Raw genomic sequence first — 5354 nt, 5'->3', positions numbered from 1 at the left:
GCCCACCGGCCGAGCACGCGGCGCGCTTCGTCAGACCCGTGCACCGACATGAAGGAGTTCAAGTGGCACAACTGAACGTCGACCTCGTGGCGGCGGACCGCAAGATCTGGTCCGGGACCGCGCGCGCCGTGAGCGCGCCGGCCGCCGACGGTGAGATCGGGATCCTCGCGGACCACTCACCGGTCCTGTCCGTCCTGGAGGCGGGCACCGTCCGGATCACCGGGGTCTCCGGCGAGAAGATCGCCGTCAAGGTCACCGGCGGCTTCCTCTCGGTGGACTCCAACCAGGTCATGCTCGTGGTCGACGACGCCGAGGTGCTCGACGCCTCGGCCGTCTCCGGCCACTGACGGGACCAGGTAGCACACGTGCCGCTCCCCGCCTGGATCGCGATCGGACTCCTTCTGGTTGTCCTGGTCGTGGTCGGGCTGGGAGCGTTGCGTCTTCGGGCCATCGCCCATCGGGTGGGCTCGTTCGAGTGCAGCGCTCGTCCGGCGGGTGCCGAGCAGGCCTCCTGGTCGCTCGGCATCGCGCACTACGGCGTCGGTCGCATCGACTGGTGGCGCTGCTGGTCCCTGTCCCTGCGCCCTGCGAGGTCCTGGCGCCGCCAGGACCTCGTGATCGAGTCGCGACGTCCCGTCGAGGCCCCCGAGCGTGACCTCTTCCTTGTCGAGTGCTCGTACGAGGGCACGCGGTTCGAGCTGCTCATGTCGAGCGGTGCCTACGCGGGTCTGGCATCGTGGCTCGAGGCGGCCCCGCCCGGGCGCCGCGGCGTGGTCGTCTGAGGCTCTGTCGGCAGCCTGCTCGTCCGCCGACGGCCCGTCCGTCCTCCCGGCCGGCACCGACCCGCCCGTCCGTCCCGTCGGCGCCGCTCCCCACGAGAGGCTGCCCCACTCGCTCGTCCCCCGGTCGGCGCTGCGCAAGCGTCGCTCTCCGTCGTCGTCCCCGGTCTTGCACCATCCCGGTCTGAGGAGTTCTTCGTGCGTCTCGTGGTTGCCCAGTGCTCGGCCCACTACACCGGTCGGCTCTCGGCCCATCTCCCGCTCGCGACCCGTGTGCTGCTCGTCAAGGCCGACGGCAGCGTGCTCCTCCACTCGGACGGTGGCTCGTACAAGCCGCTCAACTGGATGAGCCCCCCGTGCTCCATGGCGGTCACCGAGCCCGACGAGACGGCACGGGAGCGCGGCGTGACCCAGGTGTGGGCCGTGCAGCACGCCAAGAGCGACGACCGCCTCGAGATCGAGCTGCACGAGGTCCTGCACGACTCGGCGCACGACCTCGGCATCGACCCGGGTCTCATCAAGGACGGCGTCGAGGCCCACCTGCAGGAGATGCTCGCGGCGCAGATCCAGCTCCTCGGCACGGGGCACACCCTGATCCGCCGGGAGTACCCCACGGCGATCGGTCCGGTCGACATCCTGGCCCGCGACAAGGACGGCGCGACGGTCGCGGTCGAGATCAAGCGCCGCGGTGACATCGACGGCGTCGAGCAGCTCACCCGCTACCTCGACCTGCTGAACCGCGACCCGCTGCTGGCCCCGGTGCGCGGAGTGTTCGCGGCGCAGGAGATCAAGCCTCAGGCGCGGGTCCTGGCGACGGACCGGGGGATCGGTTGCCTGGTCCTGGACTACGACGCGATGCGCGGGGTCGACGACGTGGACTCGCGCCTCTTCTGACCCGGAGCCCGCACGCCCGCCCGCGTGCGGGCTTCTCTCGTGCTAGATTTTTGAACATGTTCAAAAAATCCTCCGGCACCACGACCGAGGCGGCCCCGTGAGCCCCACGCCCAAGTCGGAGGAGACCCGGGCCAAGGTCCTCGGGGTGGCCCTCACGATGCTGCGCGAGCAGGGGTACGAGGCCACGACCATGCGGGCCATCGCGGTGGCGGCGGGCGTGAGCACGGGCAACGCCTACTACTACTTCCCGTCCAAGGACCACCTGGTCCAGGAGCTGTACCTCGACGTCCTGCGCGCCCACCGGGCCGCTGCCGACGAGATCCTCGCGCAGGGTGGTTCTCTCGCCGAGCGGCTGCGGCGCGTGCTCGACGCGTCGGTCGACGTCTTCGCGCCGTACCACTCGTTCGGTGCAGAGTTCGTCTCGGTCGCGATCCGGCCGGGTGCGGCCGCCAACCCGTTCAGCGAGGCGTCACGCGAGGCCCGCGAGCTCTCGCTCGGGATCTTCGAGGACCTCGTGGCCGGGGCCTCGCCCGCGGTGCCGCCCACCTTGCGGGCACAGCTTCCCGAGCTGCTCTGGTTCGCCCAGCTCGGGGTGACGCTCTTCTGGGTCCAGGACTCGTCGTCGGGCACGGCGCGCACGCGGCGCCTGGTCGCCGGGGCGAGCCCCGTCGTGGGAAAGCTCGTGCGCCTGTCGCGCCTGCCCGTCGCGCGCGGGGTCGTCGACGACGTCCTGCGCCTGACCTCGTCCCTGCGAGGCTGAGGTGTCCCCGGCGACGGCCCTGCTCGTCGACCTCGTGGTCGCGCTCGGGCTCGTCGTGGTCCTCCCGCTCGGGCTGTCGCTGCTCGGGTCGCGCGTCGTGCCCGGGGCGGGCGGTCCGTGGTGGCCCGTGGCCGGGGCCGCCGCGGCCGCGGGAGCCTGGCTCCCGCACGGCCCGGCGGCGCAGCTCGCGACGGTCCCCTTCCTCGGGGGATCGGCGGTCCTGCTCGTGGCCGCGGTCCGCTGGTTCTTTCCCGGCCCGACGGCGCCGCGACCGCTCGCCGTGCGGCTCGCCGTGGGCGTGGCGCTCGCCCTGCCGAGCGTCGGTGCCGCTGCGATGCTCGCCGATCGCGGGGGCTGGGGTCTGCTCGGCTTCTCGGGGACCTATCTCGCGCTGACCGTCCCGCACATGCTCTTCGCGGGTTTCGCGGCGGCCCTGGTCGCGGGGCTCGTCCTCGGGATCGACGAGTCTCGCTCTCCCGGTTCTCCCGAGCACATGGTGAGCCGGGACCGCGGCCGAACCCGGAGCCGCGCCGCACGCGCCGGCGCGTGGGGCGTCCCGGCCGGCACGGGACTGGTCCTCGTGGGCTACCTCGTGGGCGACGTGGCCGAGCTGGCGGGTGCGCTCGTGCTCACGGGGGCGCTGTGGTGCACCGCGTGGGCCGTCCTCGGGCTTGCGGCACGGGGCTGGGCACGCAGACTGCTCGTCGCCGGATCCGTCGCGGTGGCGTGCTCGATGCTGCTCGCGGTGTGGTGGGCCGTGGGTGAGGCGACCGGGCTGCCGCACCCGAGCATCGGGCAGATGGCCGCGACGCACGGCGTGGCCAACGCGGTCGGGTTCGCGCTGTGCACGCTGCTGGGTCTCCGGACGGTCCGGGGCGCGCCGGGGCGGCGGCTCGAGCGCTCGAGGCCCGGCGGCCCCGCGCTGCAAGGAACAGCCACCCGACCACACAGACCCAGCAGGACCCCAGGACGGAGACAGGCATGACGCAGAGCCGGACGACCTACCCCGAGGTGGGCGCGACGCGCGCCGCGGAGCTGCCCCCGGGCTATGCCCACCTCCGCCTGCGCCACCGGCTGTCCGAGCGCCCGTGCTCGGTCGCGGAGCTCGGGCGCCTGGGCGAGCAGCTCCTGACCTGGCAGGTGCACGCGGCGGCGCGCGTGCGGATCGAGACGTCGGCCCCGGTCGCCGAGCCCGGTGGGCGTGTCGTCACGCAGCTCGGGGTGGGGAGGGTGCGGCTGAACGAGCCCTGCGAGATCGTGTGGGTCGAGCGCGAGGAGCAGCGCATCGGGTTCGGCTACGGGACGCTCCCCGGGCACGTGTTCGTGGGGGAGGAGGCGTTCGTGCTCGAGCGGGACGCAGCCGGGGACGTGTGGTTCGTGGTGGACGTCTTCAGCAACCCCGCGGCGCGCTGGGTCTCGGCGCTGCGCCCGTTCGTCCCGACCTTCCAGCGCCTGTACATCGCGCACCTCGCCCGGGCGGCGCGTCGGCTCCTGCGCGACGGATGAGCCGTCGTCTCGGCCCTCGACCGCTCCGCGGTGGGCACCGTGACCATTCGTGCGTCGTCCGAACGAAGTGCGCAAGAATGAGGACATGACGTCGAACGCCTCCCCGCAGCCCACCGTCCCGTCGTCCGCCGGAGCCGCGCGCTCCGCACTGCGTGGGCGCGTGGTCACCCCGCAGGAGGTCGTCGAGGACGGCGTCGTCGTCCTCGACGGGGCGACGATCGCGTGGGTCGGCGACCGCCGGGACGCCGCAGCCGCCGGGTACGGCGCCGAGGTCGAGGCGGCCGAGCCTCCGGTCGACGGTCAGGTCGTCCTGCCCGGGCTCGTCGAGCTGCACAACCACGGTGGGGGCGGCGCGAGCTTCCCGGACGCCGAGGACGCCGAGCAGGCGCTCGTCGCGGTGCGCGAGCACCGGCGCCACGGGACCACGAGCCTGGTCGCCTCGCTCGTGACGGCCGAGCGCGAGACGCTCCTGCGCCGGGTCGCGACGCTCGCCGACCTGGGTGACGCGGGCGAGATCGCGGGCATCCACCTCGAAGGTCCGTTCCTGTCGGAGGTGCGCTGCGGGGCGCAGAACCCGCACGACATGCTCGCGGGGGACGCCGAGCTGGTGCGGGCCATCGCCGAGGCCGGGCGCGGACACTTCCGCACCATGACGTTCGCGCCCGAGGTCCCGGGCAACACGGGTCCCGGGGGCGTCGTCGAGACGCTCGTCGAGGTCGGTGCGGTCCCCTCGATCGGGCACACCGACGCCTCGTCCGAGCAGACCGACGCCGCGATCGCCGAGGGGGTCGCGGCCCTCGCGGCGCGCCGGGCGGCGCAGGCCGCGGCGGGCGAGCCCGTCGGTCCGGCGCCGCGCCTGACCGCGACGCACCTGTTCAACGGCATGCGGCCCCTGCACCACCGGGCGCCGGGCCCCATCGCAGCATGCCTGGCGGCCGCGGCGCGCGGTGAGCTCGTGGTCGAGCTCGTGGCCGACGGCACCCACCTCGCGGCCGGGACCGTGCGCAGCGTGTTCGAGCTCGTCGGGCCCGACGCGATCGTGCTCGTCACCGACGCGATGGCCGCCGCAGGCATGGCGGACGGCACCTACCAGCTCGGCCCCATGGCCGTGACGGTCGCCGACGGCGTCGCACGGCTCGACGACGGCACGCCCGAGGGGTCGATCGCGGGCGGCACGTTCCACCTGCTCGACGTGGTGCGGGCGACGACCGGGTTCGGCATCCCGCTCGTCGACGCGGTCAAGGCCGCCTCGTACACGCCCGCAGGCGTCCTGGGGCGCTCGGACATCGGAGCGCTCGAGGCCGGGCGCCGTGCCGACGTCGTCGTGACCGACGCCGACCTGACGCCGCTCGCGGTGTGGCGCGGGGGAGCGCCGGTGACCGACTGACGCGGGCTGACCTGCGGTTTCACCCGAC

The 5354-nt window shown here is 73.8% G+C and carries 7 protein-coding genes; all 7 read left to right on the top strand.

Annotated elements, in window-relative coordinates; all coding sequences use genetic code 11:
* Positions 1-62: 62 nt before the first annotated feature.
* The 7 genes from ACFWFR_RS17070 to ACFWFR_RS17040 all read left to right on the top strand — a co-directional run bounded on the left by ACFWFR_RS17070 (position 63) and on the right by ACFWFR_RS17040 (position 5326).
* Complete coding sequence (locus ACFWFR_RS17070; protein ID WP_056646193.1) at positions 63-347, top strand: F0F1 ATP synthase subunit epsilon; 285 nt, start codon at positions 63-65, stop codon at positions 345-347.
* An 18-nt stretch (positions 348-365) separates the two neighbouring features.
* Positions 366-782 carry a DUF2550 domain-containing protein gene (locus ACFWFR_RS17065; protein WP_377623791.1) on the top strand — a complete coding sequence of 139 codons (417 nt, stop codon included), beginning with the start codon at positions 366-368 and terminating at the stop codon, positions 780-782.
* A 195-nt stretch (positions 783-977) separates the two neighbouring features.
* Entirely contained in the window at positions 978-1673 is a 696-nt protein-coding gene (gene nucS, locus ACFWFR_RS17060; RefSeq protein ID WP_056646199.1) for an endonuclease NucS, read from the top strand.
* Positions 1674-1770: 97 nt separating this feature from the next.
* Positions 1771-2433, top strand: coding sequence for a TetR family transcriptional regulator (locus tag ACFWFR_RS17055; RefSeq protein ID WP_377616850.1), 663 nt, complete (start codon positions 1771-1773; stop codon positions 2431-2433).
* Position 2434: 1 nt separating this feature from the next.
* A complete protein-coding gene (locus ACFWFR_RS17050; protein WP_377623790.1) occupies positions 2435-3418 on the top strand; it encodes a YndJ family protein in 984 nt (327 codons plus the stop codon).
* Positions 3415-3939 carry a DUF1990 family protein gene (locus ACFWFR_RS17045; protein WP_377616852.1) on the top strand — a complete coding sequence of 175 codons (525 nt, stop codon included), beginning with the start codon at positions 3415-3417 and terminating at the stop codon, positions 3937-3939. Before ACFWFR_RS17050 ends, ACFWFR_RS17045 begins: the two co-directional genes overlap by 4 nt.
* Positions 3940-4024: 85 nt before the next feature.
* The gene (locus ACFWFR_RS17040; RefSeq protein ID WP_377623788.1) at positions 4025-5326 is read left to right on the top strand and encodes an N-acetylglucosamine-6-phosphate deacetylase; all 1302 of its coding nucleotides are present in this window, start codon (positions 4025-4027) and stop codon (positions 5324-5326) included.
* The last annotated feature ends 28 nt before the right edge of the window (positions 5327-5354 follow it).

The organism is Oerskovia sp. NPDC060287 (genome assembly GCF_042726775.1).
In the GTDB taxonomy this organism is placed as follows: Bacteria; Actinomycetota; Actinomycetes; order Actinomycetales; family Cellulomonadaceae; genus Oerskovia; species Oerskovia merdavium.
This window is presented reverse-complemented; position numbering and strand designations above follow the sequence as displayed.

Excerpts from the sequence above, each read along its gene's own strand:
- ACFWFR_RS17045 (WP_377616852.1), top strand. The coding sequence starts at position 3,415 with ATGACGCAGAGCCGGACGACCTACCCCGAGGTGGGCGCGACGCGCGCC.
- ACFWFR_RS17040 (WP_377623788.1), top strand. The coding sequence starts at position 4,025 with ATGACGTCGAACGCCTCCCCGCAGCCCACCGTCCCGTCGTCCGCCGGA.